Source organism: Nocardia sp. CDC519 (genome assembly GCF_059509835.1).
This window is the reverse complement of sequence record NZ_CM183377.1, coordinates 956782-978156: the sequence shown is the minus strand read 5'-3', so window position 1 is coordinate 978156 and position 21375 is coordinate 956782. Positions and strand designations below refer to the sequence as shown.

Genomic DNA, 21375 nt, shown 5'->3' with positions numbered 1-21375 from the left:
CAGGCCTCCGCCCGCAGGCCCCCGCGGCTCACCCCCGCAGGGCGGACGCGAACAATCCCGGCAGCCGCGCCGGATTCTTGCCCGCGTAGAACTCGGTGAGCTTGCGTCCGGTCGAGGTCGCGGTGGCATTGTCGACGAACCAGGGCGGCTTGGGGGAGAGCGCCCATTCCCGGTGCAGCACCGAGCGTGGCGCCGGGCGGAACGGGCCGCGCACGACGGTTCGTTCCACGTCGTCGAGCAGCAGCGCGTTGTGCACGATGCCGATGCCGCTCTGCACGTCGTCGAGGGTGTGGCCGGGGTAGGCGCCCCAGGAGGCGCGCGGGGTGAGGAAGGCCAGTCCGGTCCAGGCGTTGATCGCGACGGTGCCGTAGCGCAGCCGCTCGACCGCCCGCTCGAACGCGAGGCCGAGCCGTTTGATCGTCACCGGATGCGCGATGAGATTCGCCCCGAGCGTGCCGGTGAGCTCGTCGTTGGCGAAGTCCACCGCCCGTTGCAGGAACTCACCGCCCGCTCCGGGTAGCTCGACCACGCCGAGCACGGGCGCGAAGTATTCGGTGCGCAGCAGTGCGGTATCGGCGGTGGGCAGTTGTTCCACCAGCACTCGCCCGGAGCCGGGACCGAGCCGCCGGGCGTCCGGGTAGGCGGCCAGTGCGTCCGCGACCCGTGTGTCGCTGCCCGGGTAGTAGGCCGGACGCTGCGGTGCCTGCGTCATCGCCTCGCGCAGTGCGCCGAGAAACTGCTGCTTCTGCGGCCAGTCCGCGCTCAGCACCACCGTCTGCGCGGCGACACAGTTGTAGCCGCCGTTGTGCAGTCGCTGGGTGGCCACATGCGCGGCCTGATAGCGCAGATCGGCCTCGGACCATTCCCCCGGCACCACGACGGTCGGCGAGACACCGCCGAGTTCGCTGGTGATCGGCTTGTCCAGCAGTGGACGACGATCGTGGCGGCGTTCGATCGAGTCCGGTCCGGTGCCCCACACGATCGCGTCGTGGGTGATGGCGCTGCCGGTCATGTGCACGTGTGCGACCCCTGGATGCCGCACCAGGTACCCGCCCGCTTCGGCGCCGCCGGTGAGAATGCGCAGCACGCCGAGTTCGATGAGCGGGGCGAAGATCATCTCGAACACCGTGAACAGCGGATCGGTGATCGGGTTCAATTTCAGCGCGACGACCCGGTTGTTCGCGTACAGCTCGTACAGGGTGTCCAGCGGCGCGATCGACATGATGTTGCCCGCGCCGAGCACCACCCCGACCCCGCCGGTCGCGGCCGGTTCCCGCTGCGCGAGCCCGGCCTTGCGGCGCGCGGTCGCGGCGTCGACACCGGGGCGCAGCCACACTTCCCCGGAGAACCCGCTGAGCAGCAGCTTGTCGTAGGTGCCGGACGGCAGGACGGGCACCGCGAGCCGGCCACCAGGGGCCGGGCGCAGGTCGATGCCGTCGAGCGGGCTGCGGCCGGCCTCGAGTGCGCCCAGTGTTTCCGCGAGGGCGGTGGTGGCTTGCAGCAGAGTCAGCGGGCCGGACATCCACTCCTCGCCGACCAGCGGGGACTGCGGGTCGAGCTGCTTGATGGTGCAGGCGGCGCGGACCCAGTCGGCGGCGAAGCGCGCGGTCCTGGTGTGGATCTGTTCGAGGAGTTCGCGGCGGCGGCGCAGCGGAGTACCCGCCCACACCTTCTCGCCCGCGGCCAGCTCGGCCAGCGCGTTGTCGATTGCGGTGTCGTCGAAAGTGGTGGCCACAGCACAACTATGCGCCTGCGCGCCGGTTTCGGCCGGACGAATACGGATCCGCCCCCCGCCCGGTGCCGCGCTGCCCGCCGCCACCAACCGATATCCGATTACCCAGCACACGCCCCGCCAACTAGGCTGGTCAGCCATGATCGACCTCCGATTCCTGCGCGAACATCCCGACGTTGTCCGTGCCTCGCAGCGGGCGCGCGGTGAGGATCCCGCGCTGGTGGACGCGCTGCTAGAGGCCGATGCGGCGCGCCGGGCCGCGGTCGCCACCGCCGACAATCTGCGCGCCGAGCACAAGGCGATGGGCAAGAAGATCGGCAAGGCGAGCAAGGAGGAGCGCCCGGCGCTGCTGGCCGAGGCATCCGAGATGTCGGCCAAGGTCAAGGAGGCCGAGGCGGCCCAGCACGCCGCCGACGCCGATCTGGACGCCGCGCATCGTGCCATCTCGAATGTGGTGCAGGAGGGCGCGCCCGCGGGCGGCGAGGACGATTACGTCCTGCTCGACACCATCGGCACCCCGCCCGAATTCGACTTCACCCCGAAGGACCATCTGGAGCTGGGTGAATCGCTCGGCCTGATCGATATGGAACGCGGCGCGAAGGTTTCCGGCGCCCGGTTCTACTTCCTCACCGGTTACGGCGCGCTGCTGCAACTGGGCCTGCTCCAGCTGGCCGCCCAGCGCGCGGTCGCCAACGGTTTCACGATGGTGATCCCACCGGTGCTGGTGCGCCCGGAGATCATGGCAGGCACCGGTTTCCTCGGTCAGCATTCGGCCGAGGTGTATCACCTGGCCGACGACGACCTGTACCTGGTCGGCACCTCGGAAGTGCCGCTGGCCGGCTACCACTCCGACGAGATCCTCGATCTGAGCGGCGGCGCCAAGCGGTACGCGGGCTGGTCGTCGTGCTTCCGCCGGGAAGCGGGCAGCTACGGCAAGGACACCCGTGGCATCATCCGGGTGCACCAGTTCGACAAGGTCGAGATGTTCGTCTACTGCAAGCCCGAGGACGCCGACGCCGAGCATCAGCGGCTGCTGGCCTGGGAACGCGAGATGCTGGCCGCCATCGAGGTGCCCTACCGCATCATCGATGTCGCCGCGGGCGATCTGGGCAGCTCGGCCGCGCGCAAGTTCGATTGCGAGGCATGGGTGCCGAGCCAGCAGACCTACCGCGAGCTCACCTCCACCTCGAACTGCACCACGTTCCAGGCCCGCAGGCTCTCGGTGCGCTACCGCGACGAGAACGGCAAACCGCAGATCGCCGCCACCCTGAACGGCACCCTGGCCACCACCCGGTGGATCGTGGCGCTGCTGGAGAACCACCAGCAGGCCGATGGGTCGGTGCGGGTGCCGCAGGCGCTGGTGCCGTTCGTCGGCACCGATGTGTTGACGGCGCCGAAGTAGCGCGCCGTGTACGGCCCGATACGCCTGGGCGAGGATGGGTGCGATGTCCGATTCGGGTGATGTGGCAACCGGGGGGTTCGGTGTTGTCTAGGCTGTCGTTCGTGCGAGGAATCGGGTCTCGCGGCGATACCCGAACCCGGGTGCGGGCCGCGTCTGCGTTGGCGACGGCCATGGTCATGTCCAGGACCACCGGGGCCTTCTACGTGATGGGTGGCGCGCTCGGGCTGGTGATCACCGCCGTCGCGCCCGGCGATGAGGGCAACCGGCCGCTGGTCGGCAGTGCCGCCGCGGTGGCGTTGCTGCTCGGCATCAGCCTGCTCGGCTGGGGTCCGCGGCTGCCGCACAGCATCCATCACGGCTACGTCGCCATCGCGACGATCCTGGTCACCATCGCCGTCTACGCCTTCCCGAACACGGTCGGTGCGATCACGCTGGCCTCGTTCTATGTGTTCGTCGCCTGCGATGCCGCGTTGTTCTTCGTCTGGCCGCTGGCCATGGCGCATATCGCGCTGGCCATGGCGTTGTGTCTGTGGGTGCTGCCCACCCGTGAGGGTCTGCCGTGGTGGTCGGGGCTGATCCCGGCCGGGGTGACCTTCGGGGTCGGCGTCGTCGTCGGGATCCTCACCCGGATGGCGTCCGAGGCCGATATCGACGTACTCACCGGGCTGCTGAATCGGCGCGGTTTCGACCGGGCGCTGAACACCGCCATCGAGAACGCCACCCGCTCCGAGGAGGGGCTCGCGCTGGTGCTGGTCGATCTCGACCGGTTCCAGAAGGTCAACGATCACCTCGGGCACCGTGCCGGTGACGCCGTGCTGCAACGGGTCGCCGATACCTGGTCCAAGCTGCTCGCCCCGGAACAGCGGCTGGCCCGCTACGGCGGCGACGTCTTCGCACTGCTGCTGCCCGGCACCACCGAACAGGCCGCGATCCTGCTGACCGAACAGTTGCGCGCCGCCGTCACCACCGGCTGCTCGGCCGGTGTGACGTCCTGGCAGCCGGGCGAATCCGGGTCGCTGCTGGTCAGCCGCGCCGATGTCGGTCTGTACCGGGCCAAGCAGGCGGGCCGCAACCGGACCGTGCTGGAATCGTCGCGGCAGCTGCCGCTGGCGGTGGAGCTGCGCGAGGCCATCGACCGCGGGGCGCTGGACGTGCACTACCAGCCGATCGTCAGCCTCAGTGAGGGCGGCGGCAAGGCCGTCGGGGTGGAGGCGCTGCTGCGCTGGTCGTCGAGCGCGCAGCCGGACGTCACCACCGAGGGCCTGATCCGGGTGGCCGAGGAATACGACCTCATCTCCGACCTGGACGAGCTGGTGCTGCGCCGGGCCTGCGCCGACGCCGCGCGGCTGCAGGAGACCTTCGCCCAGCTCGATCTCACCCTCAACGTCAATGTCAGCGGGCTGGAGCTGGCCGAATCCGGCTACGCCGACCGGGTCACCGGGATCCTGGAGAGCACCGGCTGGCCCGCCGATCAGCTGGTGCTCGAGGTGACCGAAAGTGAGCTGGCCGCCGAATCGCAGACCGCCATCGCGAACCTGCACACCCTGCGCGACCGTGGCGTCCGCATCGCCATCGACGATTTCGGCACCGGCTACTCCTCGCTGAGCAGGCTGGCCACCCTGCCGAGCGACATCATCAAGGTCGACCAGTCGTTCGTGGCCGCGATCCGCTCCGATTCGCCCGCCCCGCCGCTGCTCGGCGTGATCGCGGCGCTGAGCAAATCGCTGGACCTGCAGGTCATCGCGGAGGGTGTGGAAACCGAGTATCAGGCGGCCGTGCTCACCGAGCTGGGTTTCGCGCTGGCACAGGGGTACCACTACAGCGATTCGCATCCGGTCGCCGAACTCATCAGCGATCTGAACCAGAACCAGGGCCGGATCGGTCCCGGTGCCGACGCCGATCGCAACGGCTGGGTTCCGCTCGGCTGAAATTTCCCTTGACCGGCATCGTCGGCTGCGGCGATGCTTGGCACATGCGTTTACTCGTCTACGGCTGTTGATTCGGCCCTGGCAGGCCTGCCGAACCGATCGGCATGCGTGCGCTCACCGTACGGGCGGTGCTGTTCACCGGTCTCGGTGATTTCTTTCCGCTCTATGCCGTCTATGCCCTGCTGTTCGCCGACCACGGCCTGAACGCCGGGCAGATCTCCTCGCTGTTCGCGCTCTGGTCCGCGACGGCGTTCCTGCTGGAAGTGCCTTCGGGCGCGTGGGCCGACACGGTGTCCCGGCGCGGACTTCTGGTGCTGAGCGGGCTACTGCTCACCCTCGGCTTCACGCTGTGGACGCTGCTGCCGAGCTACTTCGGCTTCGCCGCCGGATTCGTGGTGTGGGGCGCATCGGGCGCGCTGCGGTCGGGGACGTTCGAGGCGCTGCTCTACGACGAACTCAGCCTGCGCGGTGAACCCTCGGCGTTCCCGCGGATCCTCGGCTACACCAGGGCGGGCACCGAAATCGCGGTGCTGATCGCCATCCTTGCCGCGACCCCGCTGTACCTGATCGGCGGTTATCCGCTGATCGGCTGGGTGAGCGTGGCGATGGCGGCCGCGCACACCGTCGTCGCGCTGAGCCTGCCCGGTGCGCCCAAAGCGGTGTCGACCGCCGACGTGGATGAGGTCGAAGAGGATCCGACCGGCGCATCGACCGCCCGCGCGGCGGGGGCAGCCGCCGACCGGACCGCTGTCGCGCCGGAACCCACCGCGTTGCCGAGCGCGGCTGCCGGACCGACACCACCGGAGGCGCCGGGTCCATCCCCGCGCCCGACATCATCCGACGGCCCGATCACGCGGTACCTGACGATGTTGCGCTCCGGGCTCGCCGAGGCGACGCGGATCACGACCGTCCGCAACGGTGTGGTGCTCGGCGCGCTGCTCTACGGCATCACCGCCTTCGACGAGTATTTCGCCTTGGTGGCCGGGGAGGCCGGCGTCGCGACGGCCGTGGTCCCGGTACTGGTGGCGATCACCGTGGTCGGCTCGCTGATCGGTTCGGTGACGGCGGGGCGCACCGAGACCATGCGGGCCCGCACGATGGGAATCGCCATTGCCGCCGCGGGCGCGCTGTTCATCGCCGGTGCCGTCGTCGTCGGCCTGGCGGCGCGCTGGCCTGCGGCGTTGTACGTGCTCGCGGGGTCGGGCTTCGTGGCGCTCGGGGTGTCCTATGGCGTCATCTACAACACGAGCGTGGTCGCGGCGGCCCGCCTGCAGGACGCCATCGAAGGTCCGGCCCGCGCGACGGTGACCTCGGTGTCCGGACTGCTGTCGGAGGTGGTCTCGCTCGCGGCCTTCGGTTTCGTCGCGCTGGCGACGGTGTGGTTGTCGATGTCGGCGACCGTCGCGTTGCTCGGCATCGGTGTGCTCATGATCGCCGCGGTGACACCGGCCTGGCTGCCGCGCCTACCCCGGCCGTCGAGCGATTCGATGGACCACGGCCGATGATGCCCGGCGATCGGGAGAGCCGGTGGCGGCTGCACGGCAGCGCTGCGTCACGGGGATAGGGTGGCGCGGTGGTGCAGCGACGGCTCGGACTCGGACTCGGGATGTCCATCGGGGCCGGGGTCGCGGTGCAGGCCAGGATCAATGGCGCGCTGGGGGAGCGGCTGCACGATGGAATCGCCGCCGCGGTGGTCAGTTTCGGCACCGGATTGCTGGTGCTGGCCGTGGCTTTCGCGTGCTCGCGGACGTTGCGTGACGGCCTCGGCAAGGTGCGCCGGGCGGTGGCGGCGGGGCAGCTGCGGCGCTGGCAGTTGCTCGGCGGGTTGTGCGGTGCGGCGTTCGTGGCCAGTCAGGGGCTCACCATCACCGCGCTCGGTGTCACCGCGTTCACCGTGGCCGTGGTGGCCGGGCAGCTGCTGAGCAGCCTGGTGGTGGATCGGCTGGGGCTGGCGCCGAACGGGCACACCCCGGTGACACTGCGCCGCATCGGTGCCGCCGCGCTCGGGGTTTTCGCGGTGGCCCTGGCCGGGGTCGGTAGCTCGGAGGTCAGCGGGGCGCTGTCGGCGCCCACCGCCATCGCCGAGGTCCCGCCGGCGGTGCTCATCCTCGTTCCCGCCCTCGCGGGTATCGGCCTGGCCTGGCAGCAGGCGGTGAACGGACGTGTCGGCGCGGTCGGCGGCCCGTTCCCGGCCACCGGCATCAACTTCGCTGTCGGCCTACTCGGCTTGCTGGCCGTCGAAGCCGTGGTCGTCGCAGGTGCAGGCCTGCCAAGCGAATTCCCCACCGACCCATGGCTTTACCTCGGCGGCGTCATCGGCGTGGTCTTCATCGCCCTCGCCGTCCTGGTCGTGCGCTGGATCGGCGTCCTACTCCTCGGCCTCACCTCGGTCGCGGGCCAACTCCTCGCCTCGGTGGCCCTCGACGTCATGATCCCCACCGGGGCGGGGCTATCGATCACCGCCCTGATCGGCTGCGCTCTCACCTTGATCGCGGTGGTCGTGGCGACAGGCCGGCCGGGTTCGTCGTCCGAACAGCACAGCTGAAGATACGGCGAGGTACGACTGGCGGGACGTAGTCGTACGGCACAGCATCCACGCGCCGAGCCCGGCGTTTCCGTGCGGGCGTCGGGCTCGGCGAACTCAGACGAGCTTGCGGGAGCGCAGCTCATGCCCCTTCGAGGTCTTGCAGCGACCCGATTCCAGGTCCCACTGCCAGCCGTGCAGATTGCAGGTGAGGGTGTTGCCTTCGACCACGCCGAACTTGGACAGGTCCGCCTTGAGGTGCGGGCAGCGGCGTTGGACTTCCCAGCCGTCGAGTTCGGTGGAGGCGGAGTCGTCGTGGGCCTCGGCGAACCAGCCGTCGGCGTAGGCGATGCGCTCGTCGGTGAGGCATTTGAAGAAGGTGTAGAGGAACTCGTTGTAGCCGCCGATGCGCCAGGCCTGGAAGCGCGTGGACAGGAAGATGGTGTTCACCCAGTCCGGTTCGTTGTCGCGCAGCACGGTGCGTACCAGCTCCGGGGCGATCCGGAAGCCGTAGCGGTACTTGCCCTCACCCTCGATCGGACCGCGCACCAGGCGCTTCGGGAAGTCGAGCACCACGGTTTCCTCGCCGATCACCAGGCCGACGGGGTAGCCGATGCCGTCGCAGATCAGATCGCTCTGCGCCATGATCGGCTCGAACAGCGCCTTCAGCGGTTCCAGCAGCGGGCCCTCGCCGGTGGCCCACGTCGCCTTCTCGGCCGCGAGCACCGGCGCCATCCGCTCGGCCATCCGCTCGATGTAGGCGGCCTTGTCGTCGTAGATCTCGGCCGGGTCGAACGGATGGGTGAGCTCGAGCTCGGCGCCGCGCACATCGGCGACGGATCCGGGGATCATCAGCACGCCGCCGGCGTTGCCGTGGATCCGCATCTGCTCGAGAAACACCATCTGATCCGGGAAGATGTTGCCCTCGTCGCCGCGGTCGTCGTTGAGGTAGCGCAGTTCGTCGTCGAGGAAGACCGGCGGCCCGGCCGAGGGCACCACCCAGGTGGCGCCGACCTGTTCGATGTAGCTGCGGGCCCGGTCCATCCCGCGCTGACGCTTCTGTTTGCCGAAATTCGACTTGGTCCGGTTCGGGATGTCGTAGACCATCGGGTACCAGATCGCGCCCGAGTACTGCAGCAGATGGATGTCGACGTGCCCGAACGCCTCGTGCAGCACGTCCATATCCACCGGACGAGCGTCGTTCATGTTGAAACAGGTGGTCTCGCCGTCGGAGACGACCAGCCCCGAGTCGCCGATGGGCCCATCGGCGGGCGCACGCAAGGCGATGATCATGATGTCGAGCTCGCCACCGGGCCCGGTCACCGTGTGCTTGACCGAATCCTCGGTCTCGAAGAACTTGTGGAAGCCCAGCTTCTCCAGCTCACGGCGCAGATCCGGCACCGGGTAGTCCGGCAGCAGGACGGTGGCGTCCTTGTTGACGTGCTCGGCCAGGTTCTTCGCATCGAAATGATCGCGGTGCAGATGCGAGACGTAGAGGAAATCGCAATTGCCCAGGGTGTCCCAGTCGAGCCGGGAGTTGTCCGGGAACGGGAACCAGGACCCGAAGTAGGCGGGGTTCACCCAGGGATCGCAGAGAATCGACCCGGCCGTCGTCTGGATATGGAAACCCGCATGTCCGACGCTGGTGATCTGCACGAGCTTGTTCCTCCTGAACCGCGGTGTTTCCGAACTGTCAGCCGGTCGTCCAGGGTAGTCGCTACGGCGAGACGTCCCCGATGCAGTAGCCGTCGGATCCCTCACGCAAGGTGAACGTCCGGGTCTGGGTCACACCCGAGGAGTTCGTCACCGGAACCTGAACCGCGACATATCCGGCACGCAGCGCCTGTGAGCTGATCTGCTGATCGGCGAAGGCGGTGGTGCCGGTGAGCCGCCCCGGATTGTTGGCCAGCGGCGCCGGGAGCGGACTGCCCGTGCCCTGCGGATCCCAGTTCGCCGGGTTCGCCGTGCAGATCAGCGGGTGGGTGCCCTCCTGGTCGGACGGGTCGAGTGGCTTGCCGATGAGCCGGGCCAGGTAGCGGCGCACCGTGTGGCGGGCGTCGGCATCGTCGTAGCCGGGTTCGGCGCCCGCGGGGAAGACCCTGGGGCAGGCGTAGCCGGAGGCGACGGCCGCCCGGTCAACGGTGACGGTGGTGCCCGCGCTGCTGCGCCAGGTGATGACGTCATCGGTGACGGTTCCTGGCCGGGCCAGCGCGGCCAGCACGGGCTGTGGATCGGCGTACATATCGGCGACGGTGAGCGGCGGCAGCGTCCAGCAGGTGGTCTGGAGCTGGGCGATCGTCTTGCTCTCCAGGTCGACGGCCCAGCGCTGCACCGCGGGCGCCGCTTCTGGCACCCCGGGGACCGCACCGACCGGGGGTGCGTCGGCCGGGATCGGGGGTGCGGCGGGGGTGGTCGCCGGCGGGGTCCGGTCCGGGATCGCCGCGGGTGGGGTCGTCGCGGTGATGGAATTGCTGCCGGATGGATCGTCGCCGGGTATGCCCGATGCCGAATCGCATCCGGCCAGCAGTGCCGCGCCGGCAATGGCCGCGGCACCGAACGACGCCCGGCGGGACCTGCTCCGCCGCTGGTCCGGGTGCTGCGGCGGCGTCGCGCCGCGGTGCCCGCCGGTCATCGGATGGGCGCCGACCGGTCCGCCGGAACGCTCGGCACCACCCGGATCGCTCGCCCGCCGTACGGCGCTCGCATTCTGCGCGACGTTGCGGATGTCCTGCGATTCGGGCTCGGCGCGGTCCACTTCGGAGATCACCTTTCCTCGTGCGTGACTGGGGTCGATCACCCTTGCCTACGGCGCGCAATACCGCCGCACTGCCGGATCGGCCGGGCAGCGACTACGCTAGCGGAATTGTGGAACCCGTCTACCGGACGATCATCGGCCTGGCCCGAACCGTCTTCTTCGTTGAAGGTCTGAAGTTCACCGTCACCGGCGATGAACACATCCCTGCGTCCGGTGGTGCCGTCTTGGCGGTGAACCACACCGGATACATGGACTTCACCTATGCCGGACTTCCGGTGCGCACGCCCAAGCGCTATATCCGGTTCATGGCCAAGAAAGAGGTCTTCGACAACAAGATCTCCGGCCCGATCATGCGGGCGCTCAAGCATATTCCGGTCGATCGGTCCGCCGGCGCCGATTCCTACAAGGCCGCCGTCGACTATCTGCGGCGCGGTGAGCTGGTCGGGGTGTACCCGGAGGCGACGATCAGCCGCAGCTTCGAGATCAAGGAATTCAAATCCGGCGCCGCCCGCATGGCCATCGAGGCCGATGTGCCGATCATTCCGATCGTCATCTGGGGTGCGCAGCGGGTGTGGACCAAGGGTTTCCCGAAGCGGCTCGGCCGCACCAACACTCCGATCTCCATCGCCGTCGGCGAACCCATCCAGCCCTATGAACCCGCTGCCGAACTCACCGCGCAGCTGCGTTCCACCATGCAGCGCATGCTGCTCGAGGTGCAGCGCGACTACGAGCACGAACCCGGCGCGTACTGGGTGCCGGCACGGCTCGGTGGCAGCGCGCCGACGCTGGAGGAGGCCGACGCGATGGACGCCGCCGAGGCCGCGGAGAAGGCCGCCGCGCGGGCCGCGCGCAAGAACGCCGCTCAGCAGTAGGTCGACCACAGGGGGTTTGCCGGATGGCTCGTGAACCGATCTACGACATCCTCACCGGTTTGGTGCGCACAGTGCTCTGGGCGCAGGGATTGCGGATCGATATTCGCGGTCAGGAGCTGTTTCCGCGCAGCGGTGGCGGTGTGGTCGCGGTGAATCACACCGCTTACCTCGATTTCATGGAAGTCGGTCTGGTCGGCCGTAATTCGGGTCGCAATGTGCGGTACATGATGAAAGCCGAACTCGAACACGGGATCGTCGGCTTTCTGATGAAGCATTGCAAGGCGATCGGCGTCGACCGGTCGGCCGGTGCCGAATCCTTCGCCCGCGCTGTCGATGCGCTGCGCGCGGGTGAACTGGTGGTCGTCTATCCCGAGGCCACCATCAGCCGCAGCTTCGAGTTGAAGGAATTCAAATCCGGGGCGGCCAGGATGGCCATCGAGGCGGATGTGCCGATCATTCCGCTGGCCATCTGGGGCGCCCAGCGCATCTGGACCAAAGATATCCCGAAACGATTGGGTCGCAATAACTTCCCGATCAATATCCGGATCGGGCCCCCGATCCCGCCGATGGGCACACCCGATGAACTGACCGCGCGGTTGCGTACCGAACTCGGCGTCCAGCTCGCCGCCGCGCAGGACGGGTACCCGGCACCGGCCGGTGCGCTATGGGTGCCCGCCCGGCTCGGTGGCGGTGCACCGACGCTGGAGCGCGCGGCGGAACTGGAGCGCGCCGAGCTGGCCGCCCGCCGGGCCGAGCGCGCGGCGACGCGACGCCCGGCAGCCGACCCGGCCCCTGAACCCGAGTAGGACAGCGAAGCAACAGCTGGTGACGAGCCGGTTTGGCACCCGGCGCCGCTTCCGGCTAAAGTTTGGCGTCGCACGATGGCGGATCACCGCCGACGCGGCGATATGCGGATGTAGCGCAGCTGGTAGCGCATCACCTTGCCAAGGTGAGGGTCGCGGGTTCGAATCCCGTCATCCGCTCTCTTCACAGACCACGAAACAACGGGCGGGACGGCCGATCAGCCGTCCCGCCCGTTGCTCTATGCCGTTACCGCGCGGTGGACCGGAAATTGCGCAACCGCAGGCTGTTGCTCACCACGAACACCGAGGAGAACGCCATCGCCGCGCCCGCGAGCATCGGGTTCAGCAGGCCCGCCATGGCCAGCGGAATCGCGGCCACGTTGTAGGCGAAGGCCCAGAACAGGTTGCCCTTGATGGTGGCCAGCGTCCGCCGCGACAGCCGGATGGCGTCCGCCGCCGCACGCAGATCACCGCGCACCAGCGTCAGATCACTGGCCTCGATGGCGACATCGGTGCCGGTGCCCATCGCCAGACCGAGATCGGCCTGGGCCAGCGCGGCCGCATCGTTGACGCCGTCGCCGACCATGGCGACCACCTTGCCCTCGGCCTGCAACCGCTTGACGGTCTCGACCTTGTCCTGCGGCAGCACCTCCGCGATCACCTCGTCGATGCCCACCTGATCGCCGATCGCGCGGGCGGCGGCGGCATTGTCGCCGGTCAACATGATCGGGGTCAGGCCGAGCGCACGCAGCTGGGTGATCGCCTGCGCGGAGGTCGGCTTCACCGCATCCGCCACCACGAGCACCCCGCGCGCCTTACCGTCCCAGCCGATCGCGACCGCGGTCTTGCCCTCGGCCTCGGCGGCCGCCATGGCGCGTTCGAGTTCGGCGTCGAGCTGCTGGGACCAGTCGGCGAGCAGCCGGGCCCGGCCGACGATCACCGCGTGACCGTCCACCACACCCTGAACGCCGAGGCCCTCGATATTCGCGAAACCCTCGACCGGCTTCAGTTCGCCGACCTTGTCCCGTGCGCCCTTGGCGATGGCCTGGGCGATGGGGTGTTCGGAAGAATCCTCCAGCGCACCGGCCAGGGCCAGCACCTCGTCGGTAGCCGCACCGTCGGCCGCGATGACTTCGAGCAGGGTCATCTTGCCGGTGGTGACGGTGCCGGTCTTGTCCAGCACCACGGTGTCCACGCGACGGGTGGATTCGAGCACCTCCGGTCCCTTGATCAGGATGCCGAGCTGGGCGCCGCGCCCGGTGCCGACCATCAGCGCGGTCGGCGTGGCCAGGCCGAGGGCGCACGGGCAGGCGATGATCAGCACGGCCACCGCCGCGGTGAACGCCGCCGCGATCGCGCCGCCGGTGCCGAGCCAGAAGCCGAGGGTGGCCACCGACAGGGCGATGACGATCGGCACGAAGATGCCGGAGATCTTGTCCGCCAGCCGCTGGGCCTGCGCCTTACCGGTCTGCGCGTCCTCGACCAGCTTGGCCATCTGGGCGAGCTGGGTGTCGGAGCCGATGCGGGTGGCGCGCACCACGATCCGCCCGCCGACGTTGACGGTCGCGCCGACCACGGCATCGTCGGTGCCCACTTCGACCGGCACCGATTCGCCGGTCAGCATGGACGCGTCCACCGCCGAGGACCCCTCGACGATCACGCCGTCGGTGGCGATCTTCTCGCCGGGGCGCACCACGAACCGGTCGCCGACGGTCAACTCCTCCACTGGAATCCGCTGCTCGACGCCGTCGCGCAGCACCGAAACCTCTTTGGCGCCGAGCTCGAGCAGTGCCCGCAGGGCAGCACCGGCCCGTCGCTTCGACCTGGCCTCGAAGAAGCGTCCGGCCAGGATGAACGTGGTCACGCCGGCCGCGGCCTCGAGGTAGATGCTGCCGGAACCGTCCATCCGCGAGATGGTGAACTCGAACGGGTGGGTCATCCCCGGCGTACCGGCGGTGCCCCAGAACAGCGCGTAGATCGACCAGCCGAACGCGGCCAGCGTGCCGATGGATACCAGCGTGTCCATGGTGGCGGTGGCGTGCCGCAGGTTGGTCCACGCCGCCTTGTGGAACGGCAGCGCGCCCCACACCACGACCGGAGCGGCCAGCGTCAGCGACAGCCACTGCCAGTTGGTGAACTGCAGGGCCGGGATCATCGCCATGGCGATCACCGGGACGGTCAGCACCAGCGAGACCAGCAGCCGGGTCCGCAGCGAGGCGGTCGGATCCTCCTCCACCGGTTCGGCGGCGGCCGCTTCCACCTTCGGCGCGGGCAGGGCGGCGGTGTAGCCGGCTTGCTCGACGGTGGCGATCAGATCGTCGGGGGAGATGTCGCCGGTGAAGTCGACGCGCGCCTTCTCGGTCGCGTAGTTCACCGTCGCGGTGACGCCGTCGAGTTTGTTCAGCTTCTTCTCGATGCGGTTGGCGCAGGACGCGCAGGTCATGCCACCGATCACCAATTCGACCTGCCCGGTGGCGGGTGGTTGTGTCGCGGTGGTCATGGGTCGCTCCGTTTCTCTGGTGCTCAGTAAATTGTCGCTCGGTGCGAGGTCGGTGGGGTCGGGGGTCGGGTCAGTGTCCGTGGCCGGGCTGTTCGGCGCCGTGGCCCGCGTCCGGCGCGGCGGTCGTCGAGGCCGGGCCCGCGGTCGCGGTGAACTCGGCGGTCCGCACCACGCCCTCGTGCTGGAAATCCAGGAACAGCCGGTAATCGCCGGTGGTCGGGGCCGTCACGAAGAAGGTGATGCCGGGGCCGGCCGCGGTGACACCGTCGCCGGGCTCACCTTCGGGGTGGACATGCAGGTAGGCGAGGTCGGCGGCGCGCAGGGCGACCAGGTGACCATACGCACCGAGGTAGGGCTGCAGGTCGGTGACCGGCTGCCCGTTGCGGCTCACCGACAGCGTGACCTTCGAGGCCCGGCCCGGCGTGATCGCGCCGTCCAGCGTGACGGTGTAGTCGCCGACCGTGGTGCTGGTCGCCGGGGCGGGCAGCGGCTGCACGTCGTACTGGCCCGCGACCCGCAGGTCGGCGCCGAGGGTCAGGGCTTCGCCACCTTCGGGCGTGAAGTCGGCGTAGACCCGGTAATCGCCGGCCCGGGAGAGGTTCAGCGCAACACTCCAGGTGCCGTTCGCGTCGAGAACCGGGTGCACGTGCTGGAAGGCGGCCATATCGCGGCGGACCACGATCAGGTGCAGGTCCTTGTCGTGTGAGCGGACGTAGCGGGTGACCGGTGCGCCCGTCGCGTCCAGGATGCGGAACCGCAGCTGGGCGTCGGCGGTGGTGGTGGTCGTCGCGTTGTCCAGGGCCAGTGTGTAGCCGGCTTCGGTGGCGACCAGCCCACCCGGAAGCTCCGCGGATCCGGTCGCGTGGGCATCGTGCCCGGCCGGTTCGGAGGGTTCCGGACCGACCGCGGCGCCGACACCGAGAGCGATCCCGAAGACCGCCGCGAGGCCGAGGGCGAATCCGGCGAACTTGGTGGTTGTGTTCATCGGGAGGCTCCGTCTTTCTGTTGAGTCGATGCGGTGGATTGCTGTGGATGGATTTCAGTCGGCCAGTTGGAAGCCGGCCGCGGCGACGGCCTCCGCCAGCGCCGTCCGTTCGACGGGTGCGCCGTCGACGGTGACCGTGCCGCTGTCCAGGTCGACGGCGACGTCGGTGACGCCGGGCAGGGCGCCGACCTTGTCGCGGACCTTGTTGACGCAGCAGCCGCAGGTCATCCCGGTGACGGTCGCGGTGGTGGTGCTCATCGAGTGCTCTCCTTCTCGGTGACGGACTGTCCGTCGAACGTGGTTATTACCATACCCCCCTAGGGTAACTTGTCAATCCGCTCTGGCCACCTCCTGCTGCGCCGGCGAGTGCATGGTGACGGCGGCGATACCCGCGCCTGCCAGGGCGATCACGGCGGCACCGAGGAAGGCCGCGGAGAAGCCGTTGGTCAGTTCCGGCAAATCGCCGAGCTGGTCGGCGCCGAATGCGGCGGCCACGGCGGTCATCGCGGCCAGGCCGATCGCCGAACCCACCTGGTAGCTGACGTTCACGATGCCCGAGGCCAGCCCGCCCTCCTCGGGGCGCGCGGCGGAGATGGCGGTACCCAACGAGGGTATGAAGGCCAGCGACATGCCACCCGCGGCCACCAGCGAGGCCGGCAGCACGTCGACCCAGAAGTTGCCGGTGGGGCGCACCAGCGACATGATCGCCAGGCCGATGCCGAGGATCAGCAGGCCGGTCACGATCATCGGCTTGGCGCCGAAGCGCTGCATCGCCCGCGGTGCGATGACGATCATGCCGAGCATGATCAGCGTCGTCATCGGCAGCAGCGCCGCGCCCGAGGGGAACGCGCTGTAGCCGAGCACCTGCTGCAGGTAGAGGTTCAGGAAGAACCACATCGGCACCCAGGCCGCGCCGAGCAGCAACTGCGCGATATTCGCGGCGGCCAGATTCGGTGCGCGGAAGATGCCGAGCCGCATCAGCGGTTCACTGCTGCGCGACTGGAGGTAGACGAAGCCCGCCAGCAGCGCGGCCGCCACGGCCAGCACACCCCAGGTCTGCCCCGAGGCCCAGCCGACCTCCGGCGCCTGCACGATCGCGTAGACCGCCGCGGCCAGACCCGCGGTGACGGTGACCGCGCCGAGCACATCCACCGATCCCGAACGTGCCGGGGCGGCGGGCATGAGCAGCGGAACGGCGATCAGGGCCAGGATCGCGATCGGCACGTTGATGTAGAAAACCCAAGGCCAACTGATGTATTCGGTGATCACGCCACCCAGGAACACGCCGGCCGTGCCACCTGCCGGCGCCGCCGCGCCGTAGACGGCCAGCGCCTTGGTGAGTTCCTGCGGCGACGAGCCGAACAGCATCATCAGCAGGGTCAAGGCCGAGGGCGCGATGAGCGCCGCGCCGCCGCCCTGGATGGCCCGGCCCGCCAGTTCGGTCGCCACGTTGCCCGCGGCACCGGCGACCACCGATCCGGCCAGCAGCACCACCCAGCCCGCGGCGAATACCCGGCGCGCGCCGAGCAGATCCGAGAGCCTGCCGCCGAGCAGTAGCAAACCGCCGAAGGCGATCACGTAGGCGTTGAACACCCAGGTGAGATTTTCCTGGGAGAACCCGAGCTCGGCCTGCATCTTCGGCAGCGCGATCCCGATGATCGAGGTGTCCATGATGACCATGAACTGCGCGGCGGCGATCACCGCCAGCGCCCACCACCGTTTCGTGGTGGATCTGGTCTGCGTAGTCATGAGAAGTCCCTTCCCTTCCGGAAGCCGTATCGACTGCGCAGTACCATACCCCCCTAAGGTATCCATCCGTCAAGATCGGAACACGAAAAAGCGCCGGCACCTTCGAGAGGTGCCGGCGCGGCGGTGGCTGTTCGGTAGCCGGAACCGGTCCGCTACCTGCGGTGACTCAGGTCGCGTGCAGGTGACGCGCGGTCGGGGAGGTCGGGGTTCGCGACGGGTCGGGCGCGGTACCGAACAGCCGGTCGGCGGTGCCCGAGGTGGTGACGGTGAACCAGTAATGCTCGTTCTTGTAGTGGTGGTGCCGGTGATTGCGCCAGATGGCCCGGTAAAGCGAGTGTTTCGGCTTGTAGTCGGTGTGGATGAGGTAGTGGGTCCACTCGTAGCCGAGGCCGAGCGCGGTGATGGTGAGCAGGAACGTCAGCCCGAGGCCGAGGCGCGGGAAGGCCAGCAGGGCAATCGCGACCAGCACCACCACCAGCACGGTCAGCGTTTTCGTCGGGATGAAGATCAGCGGGATATCGCGCGGATCCACATGGTGCTCACGGTGTTTGCGGGCCAGCTCGCTGTCGATCGGGATCGGGCCGAGTGTGCGTGGGCGCCAATGCAACACGGTCACATGCACGACCCATTCGAAGATCGGGAAAACCGCGAGCATGACCGCAGGCACCAGCGCGTCGGTCGGCTGCCAGTCGCCGGCGATGATCCGGCCGGTCAGCGCCGCGAGCAGGGTGAGGCCGATCAACCAGGGCGAGGGATGCCGGACGAACTCACGGGCCGCCGCGCCGAGGGTGAGCCCGCGCCGCAGCGCGCGTTCATCGCGGCGCACCTTGGCGCGCGCGGTGGCCTCGATCGATGCCGGTTCTGGGGGTTGAGCTGTGGTCATGATGATTCCCGTGGTAGTGCTCGATGTCCGTCGAGGACGCTGATCAGAGCAGTGGTCGCCGGCTCGAGCAATGCTCGCGCTCGTTCGGCGGCCTGCTGCGGCCTGCCCGCCACGACGGCGTCGGCCAGTTCTCGATACCCCGCCACATTGCCCACCTCAGCGGACATGATCGGGGCAAGCGCCGCGAGCGCGGGCTCATACGCGGCCCGCAGCATGTTGTTCATCAGCCGGAACACGATCGAATCGGCGGCGTCGACGAGGTGATCCCAGAACTCCAGCGCGATCCGCTGCTGCGCGATCGGATCCGATTCCGACTCGGAAATGGAATCCACCAGGCCTGTCAGGGTTTTCGCCAGTTCCGTGGCATCTTCCTCGGCGATCCTGGCGGCCGCGAGCTCGGCGACCTTCGGCCCGTTGTGCAGCCGCGCCTCCAGAATGCTGCGGGCAACCGCCGGATCCAGCGCGCCCGCCCGCACCAGCAGCCGAGGCAACACCTCGAGCCCGGCCCCGCGCCGATAATCCAGCACCGTCGTCGCATCCCCCTGCCGCACCGCCACCAGCCCCGCCGCCGACAACCGCTGCAACGCCTCCCGCACCGCGGGCCGTGACACCCCCAACGCCTCTGCCAACTGCCGCTCGCTGGGCAACGCCGTCCCCGGCGCCAACTCCCCACTCAGCACATCGTCGGCGATCTGCTCGAACACATCCGCCGACACCGACCGCTTCACCACCGGTTGCAACGCCATGAGCCCACTCTGCGCCAGAAAGGTCAGGAGGTCAAGTGGCCAGACCAATTTGCTTGCCACGCAGGAGTCCGCGAACGCCCGGCGGAACTCGCCGCGATGACCTGGGGATCGTCAGCTCGGGTCGGAGCCGCGGATCGCCGAGAGCCAGGTGGCGGTGACGGCGGCGACGCAGGTGGCGGCCGTGAAGGCGGGGATGCCGCCGCCGTCGATGTAGATCCAGAACAGGCCGGCGAAGGGAGCTGCGACCACCGATTGCGCGTCCAGCAGCAGCCGCCGCAGGGGCGATGCCGCCGCTCGCGCCTGGGTGACGCCGTCCGGGTCAGGGCGCGATGGATTGTCGATCAGGCGGCCCGGCGGTTCGGTGTCGCGTACCCGGCCGGACGGGAAGAGCCGAACCTCACCCAACCGGACCGACCGTTCCCCGAGTTCGGCCGTCGCCTCGACCAACGTGATCAGTGCCGGATCGAAATACACCGGCAGCCAGCACGTCCGGCGCCCGTGCGTGAACTCCAGCCACGACCGGCTGACCAGCCGATGCTGCTGACGGACCCGCTTCACCGCAAGCGTCTCGTCCGCACCCACCCCGCTCCCGAGCCACCCCAGCGCCCGCGCGACGCGAACCCCCGAATACCCAACGATCCCCACCGCCACCGCCGCCAGCGCACTGAGCTGGTCCACATCGGCGAACGGCGCCCACGCGGTGATGACCGCGAGGGCGCCGAACGTGACGGTGAGCGGATAGGCCAGGGGGTGTTCGGTCCGGCCTGATCCGGGAATCACTTCAGGAAGCCGATTTTCGTGTAGTCCAGAGAGGCGAGGCCCGCGGCGCCGAAATTGGCGAGATCGGCGCGTACCCCGACGTTTCCTGCCGACTGGAACAGCGGAAGCGAATGCCCTTCCTGCCAGACCTGCTGGTCGACCTGGTTCGCCAGCTCGATCGCCTTCTTCGGGTCGAGCTCCGAAATCGTCTGCTCGATCAATGCGTTCAGTTCGGGCGAGCCGATGCGGCCATAGTTGCCCTGCAAGTCTTCCGGCTTGTAGCTGTAGATCTGGTTCAGGCTGCTGAGCGGGAACGGGTCACCGACCCACACCCACAGTCCGACATCGAAATTACCGGGCTGGATGACGTCGGTGAAGAATCCACGGCCCGGTTTGGTTTCGATATTCATCTTGACGCCGATCTGGGCGAGATTCTGCTGCATGATCTGTGCGATCTGCACCCAGGTGTCGTCGTTGTACATGACATTGCGGATCTCGAGCTTGCGGCCGTCCTTTTCCCGGACGTCGCCATTGAGCTTCCACCCGAGTTCGTCGAGTTCGCGCGCGGCGGCTTCCGGATCGAACGGCAGGCTGTTGTCCTGGTAGCCGACCTGCCCCTGCAAGTAGATGTGGTTGTTCAACGGTTTGGGGTCCTGCACCAGCCCGTTCTGTACAGCAGTAGCAATGCCCTGGCGGTCGATGCCCTTGGCGATCGCGACGCGCAGTTTCGGGTCTTCGAGGATGGAACCCGGTGCACCATTGAAGGTCAGATGCGACCAACTGTTGCCCGGTGCGCGGCGGATCGCCACACCCTCGGTATTGCGGGCCGTTTCCATGTCGTCGCGGGTGGCGAGGCCGACGGCGTCGAGTTCATTGTTCGCCAGGGCAGGAACGTAGGCCGAGCTGTCGAGCACCGAGAAGGTGATGGTGTCCAGGACCGGCTTGTCACCCCACCAGTTCGGGTTGCGGCCGAGCACGATACGACCCTGCCCCCGGTCGGTGGACTGCACCATGAACGGCCCCGCGGTCACTTTGATCTCGTCGACGAGGCTGTGGTTGAACGCCTCGGGAGTCGCGGTGACCGATTTCGGGTAAAGGAACTGATTGCCGGCGAATTGTCCGCGCCAATCGGCGAAGTGCTTGTTGAAGGTGATGATCGCCTGTCGGTCGTCTACGCCCCGCTCTACCTTCTCCACCCGGTCGAAGCCCATCGTGCTCGCGATCAGGAAGCTTTTGTCCCTTCCGCTGAGCGCGTTGGCCTGGGAAGCGATGTCTTCCCAGGTGATCGGGGTGCCATCGGACCAGACGGCCTTCGGGTTGATGGTGTAGACCACCGTCTGCGGATTGGTATTGGTGAGCTGGATATCGGTGAAGTAATCGGTATTGATCGACAGTTCGCCCGCGGCATCGATCTTGTAGGCCCGCGGCATCATCGGCCGCTCGATCGCGCCGATGTCGTACTCGTTGCCGTCATTGGACAGCGTGTTCCAGTTCGCCGGGTACGACGAGACCGCGAGTCGCAGATTCCCGCCCGGCCGGAGCTCGCTCACATCGTGCGGATTGATGTCGTTGGTGGCGCCCACCTCGGCGACTGCGCCTTCCGGCGCATCGCTGTCGTTCGACGCACAACCAGCCGCGATGAGGCTGAACGCGAGCAGTGGAACCGCGACTCGTCTGCGCAGCAACCGATTCCTCATGATCTGACCTTCCTGCTCGATCGTGCGTGACCGGAGCGAA

Annotated in this window: 17 protein-coding genes and 1 tRNA gene; 7 read left to right on the top strand and 11 right to left on the bottom strand. The window is 68.5% G+C overall.

The features are described from left to right. Positions 1–28: 28 nt before the first annotated feature. On the bottom strand, positions 29–1735 hold the full coding sequence (locus tag AC5W7N_RS04295; RefSeq protein ID WP_495923320.1) for an aldehyde dehydrogenase family protein: 1707 nt from the start codon (positions 1733–1735) through the stop codon (positions 29–31). 136 nt (positions 1736–1871) lie between these two features. Here AC5W7N_RS04295 and serS point away from each other — a divergent pair, with 136 nt between their 5' ends. From serS to AC5W7N_RS04275, 4 genes are all read left to right on the top strand, one after another. Next, complete coding sequence (gene serS, locus AC5W7N_RS04290; protein WP_495923319.1) at positions 1872–3134, top strand: serine--tRNA ligase; 1263 nt, start codon at positions 1872–1874, stop codon at positions 3132–3134. Positions 3135–3310: 176 nt separating this feature from the next. Continuing rightward, positions 3311–5062, top strand: coding sequence for a putative bifunctional diguanylate cyclase/phosphodiesterase (locus tag AC5W7N_RS04285; protein WP_256673514.1), 1752 nt, complete (start codon positions 3311–3313; stop codon positions 5060–5062). A 104-nt stretch (positions 5063–5166) separates the two neighbouring features. Next, positions 5167–6567, top strand: a complete 1401-nt coding sequence (locus AC5W7N_RS04280) for an MFS transporter (protein WP_495923318.1) — start codon at positions 5167–5169, stop codon at positions 6565–6567. Between the two features lie 68 nt (positions 6568–6635). Then, complete coding sequence (locus AC5W7N_RS04275) at positions 6636–7607, top strand: DMT family transporter (RefSeq protein ID WP_163816638.1); 972 nt, start codon at positions 6636–6638, stop codon at positions 7605–7607. 96 nt (positions 7608–7703) lie between these two features. On the opposite strand, the gene AC5W7N_RS04270 is transcribed toward AC5W7N_RS04275, so the two are convergent. Together AC5W7N_RS04270 and AC5W7N_RS04265 are read right to left on the bottom strand one after the other, a co-directional pair. Continuing rightward, positions 7704–9242 (bottom strand): Rieske 2Fe-2S domain-containing protein, encoded by a 1539-nt coding sequence (locus tag AC5W7N_RS04270; protein ID WP_163816636.1) that lies wholly within the window; start codon positions 9240–9242, stop codon positions 7704–7706. A 61-nt stretch (positions 9243–9303) separates the two neighbouring features. Next, entirely contained in the window at positions 9304–10353 is a 1050-nt protein-coding gene (locus tag AC5W7N_RS04265; RefSeq protein ID WP_495923317.1) for a hypothetical protein, read from the bottom strand. A 98-nt stretch (positions 10354–10451) separates the two neighbouring features. Between AC5W7N_RS04265 and AC5W7N_RS04260 the strand changes: the two genes are divergently transcribed. From AC5W7N_RS04260 to AC5W7N_RS04250, 3 genes are all read left to right on the top strand, one after another. Continuing rightward, a complete protein-coding gene (locus tag AC5W7N_RS04260; RefSeq protein ID WP_163813569.1) occupies positions 10452–11213 on the top strand; it encodes a lysophospholipid acyltransferase family protein in 762 nt (253 codons plus the stop codon). A gap of 23 nt (positions 11214–11236) precedes the next feature. Then, on the top strand, positions 11237–12019 hold the full coding sequence (locus AC5W7N_RS04255; protein ID WP_195020396.1) for a lysophospholipid acyltransferase family protein: 783 nt from the start codon (positions 11237–11239) through the stop codon (positions 12017–12019). A 104-nt stretch (positions 12020–12123) separates the two neighbouring features. Then, a tRNA-Gly gene (locus tag AC5W7N_RS04250) sits at positions 12124–12196 on the top strand. A gap of 67 nt (positions 12197–12263) precedes the next feature. Here the strand turns inward: AC5W7N_RS04250 and AC5W7N_RS04245 are convergent. From AC5W7N_RS04245 to AC5W7N_RS04210, 8 genes are all read right to left on the bottom strand, one after another. Then, the gene (locus AC5W7N_RS04245; protein WP_495923316.1) at positions 12264–14516 is read right to left on the bottom strand and encodes a heavy metal translocating P-type ATPase; all 2253 of its coding nucleotides are present in this window, start codon (positions 14514–14516) and stop codon (positions 12264–12266) included. A gap of 70 nt (positions 14517–14586) precedes the next feature. Continuing rightward, the gene (locus AC5W7N_RS04240; protein WP_495923315.1) at positions 14587–15501 is read right to left on the bottom strand and encodes a DUF8832 domain-containing protein; all 915 of its coding nucleotides are present in this window, start codon (positions 15499–15501) and stop codon (positions 14587–14589) included. Positions 15502–15555: 54 nt separating this feature from the next. Continuing rightward, positions 15556–15759 carry a heavy-metal-associated domain-containing protein gene (locus tag AC5W7N_RS04235; protein ID WP_163813565.1) on the bottom strand — a complete coding sequence of 68 codons (204 nt, stop codon included), beginning with the start codon at positions 15757–15759 and terminating at the stop codon, positions 15556–15558. A 72-nt stretch (positions 15760–15831) separates the two neighbouring features. Further along, complete coding sequence (locus AC5W7N_RS04230; RefSeq protein WP_495923314.1) at positions 15832–17250, bottom strand: MFS transporter; 1419 nt, start codon at positions 17248–17250, stop codon at positions 15832–15834. Positions 17251–17416: 166 nt separating this feature from the next. Further along, complete coding sequence (locus tag AC5W7N_RS04225) at positions 17417–18133, bottom strand: sterol desaturase family protein (protein WP_228821481.1); 717 nt, start codon at positions 18131–18133, stop codon at positions 17417–17419. Continuing rightward, entirely contained in the window at positions 18130–18879 is a 750-nt protein-coding gene (locus AC5W7N_RS04220; protein ID WP_163813563.1) for a FadR/GntR family transcriptional regulator, read from the bottom strand. Before AC5W7N_RS04220 ends, AC5W7N_RS04225 begins: the two co-directional genes overlap by 4 nt. 111 nt (positions 18880–18990) lie before the next feature. Then, positions 18991–19659: a hypothetical protein gene (locus AC5W7N_RS04215; protein WP_309138995.1), complete on the bottom strand. Its 669-nt coding sequence runs from the start codon at positions 19657–19659 to the stop codon at positions 18991–18993. Then, a complete protein-coding gene (locus tag AC5W7N_RS04210) occupies positions 19656–21335 on the bottom strand; it encodes an ABC transporter family substrate-binding protein (RefSeq protein ID WP_495923313.1) in 1680 nt (559 codons plus the stop codon). Before AC5W7N_RS04210 ends, AC5W7N_RS04215 begins: the two co-directional genes overlap by 4 nt. Positions 21336–21375 lie beyond the last annotated feature (40 nt).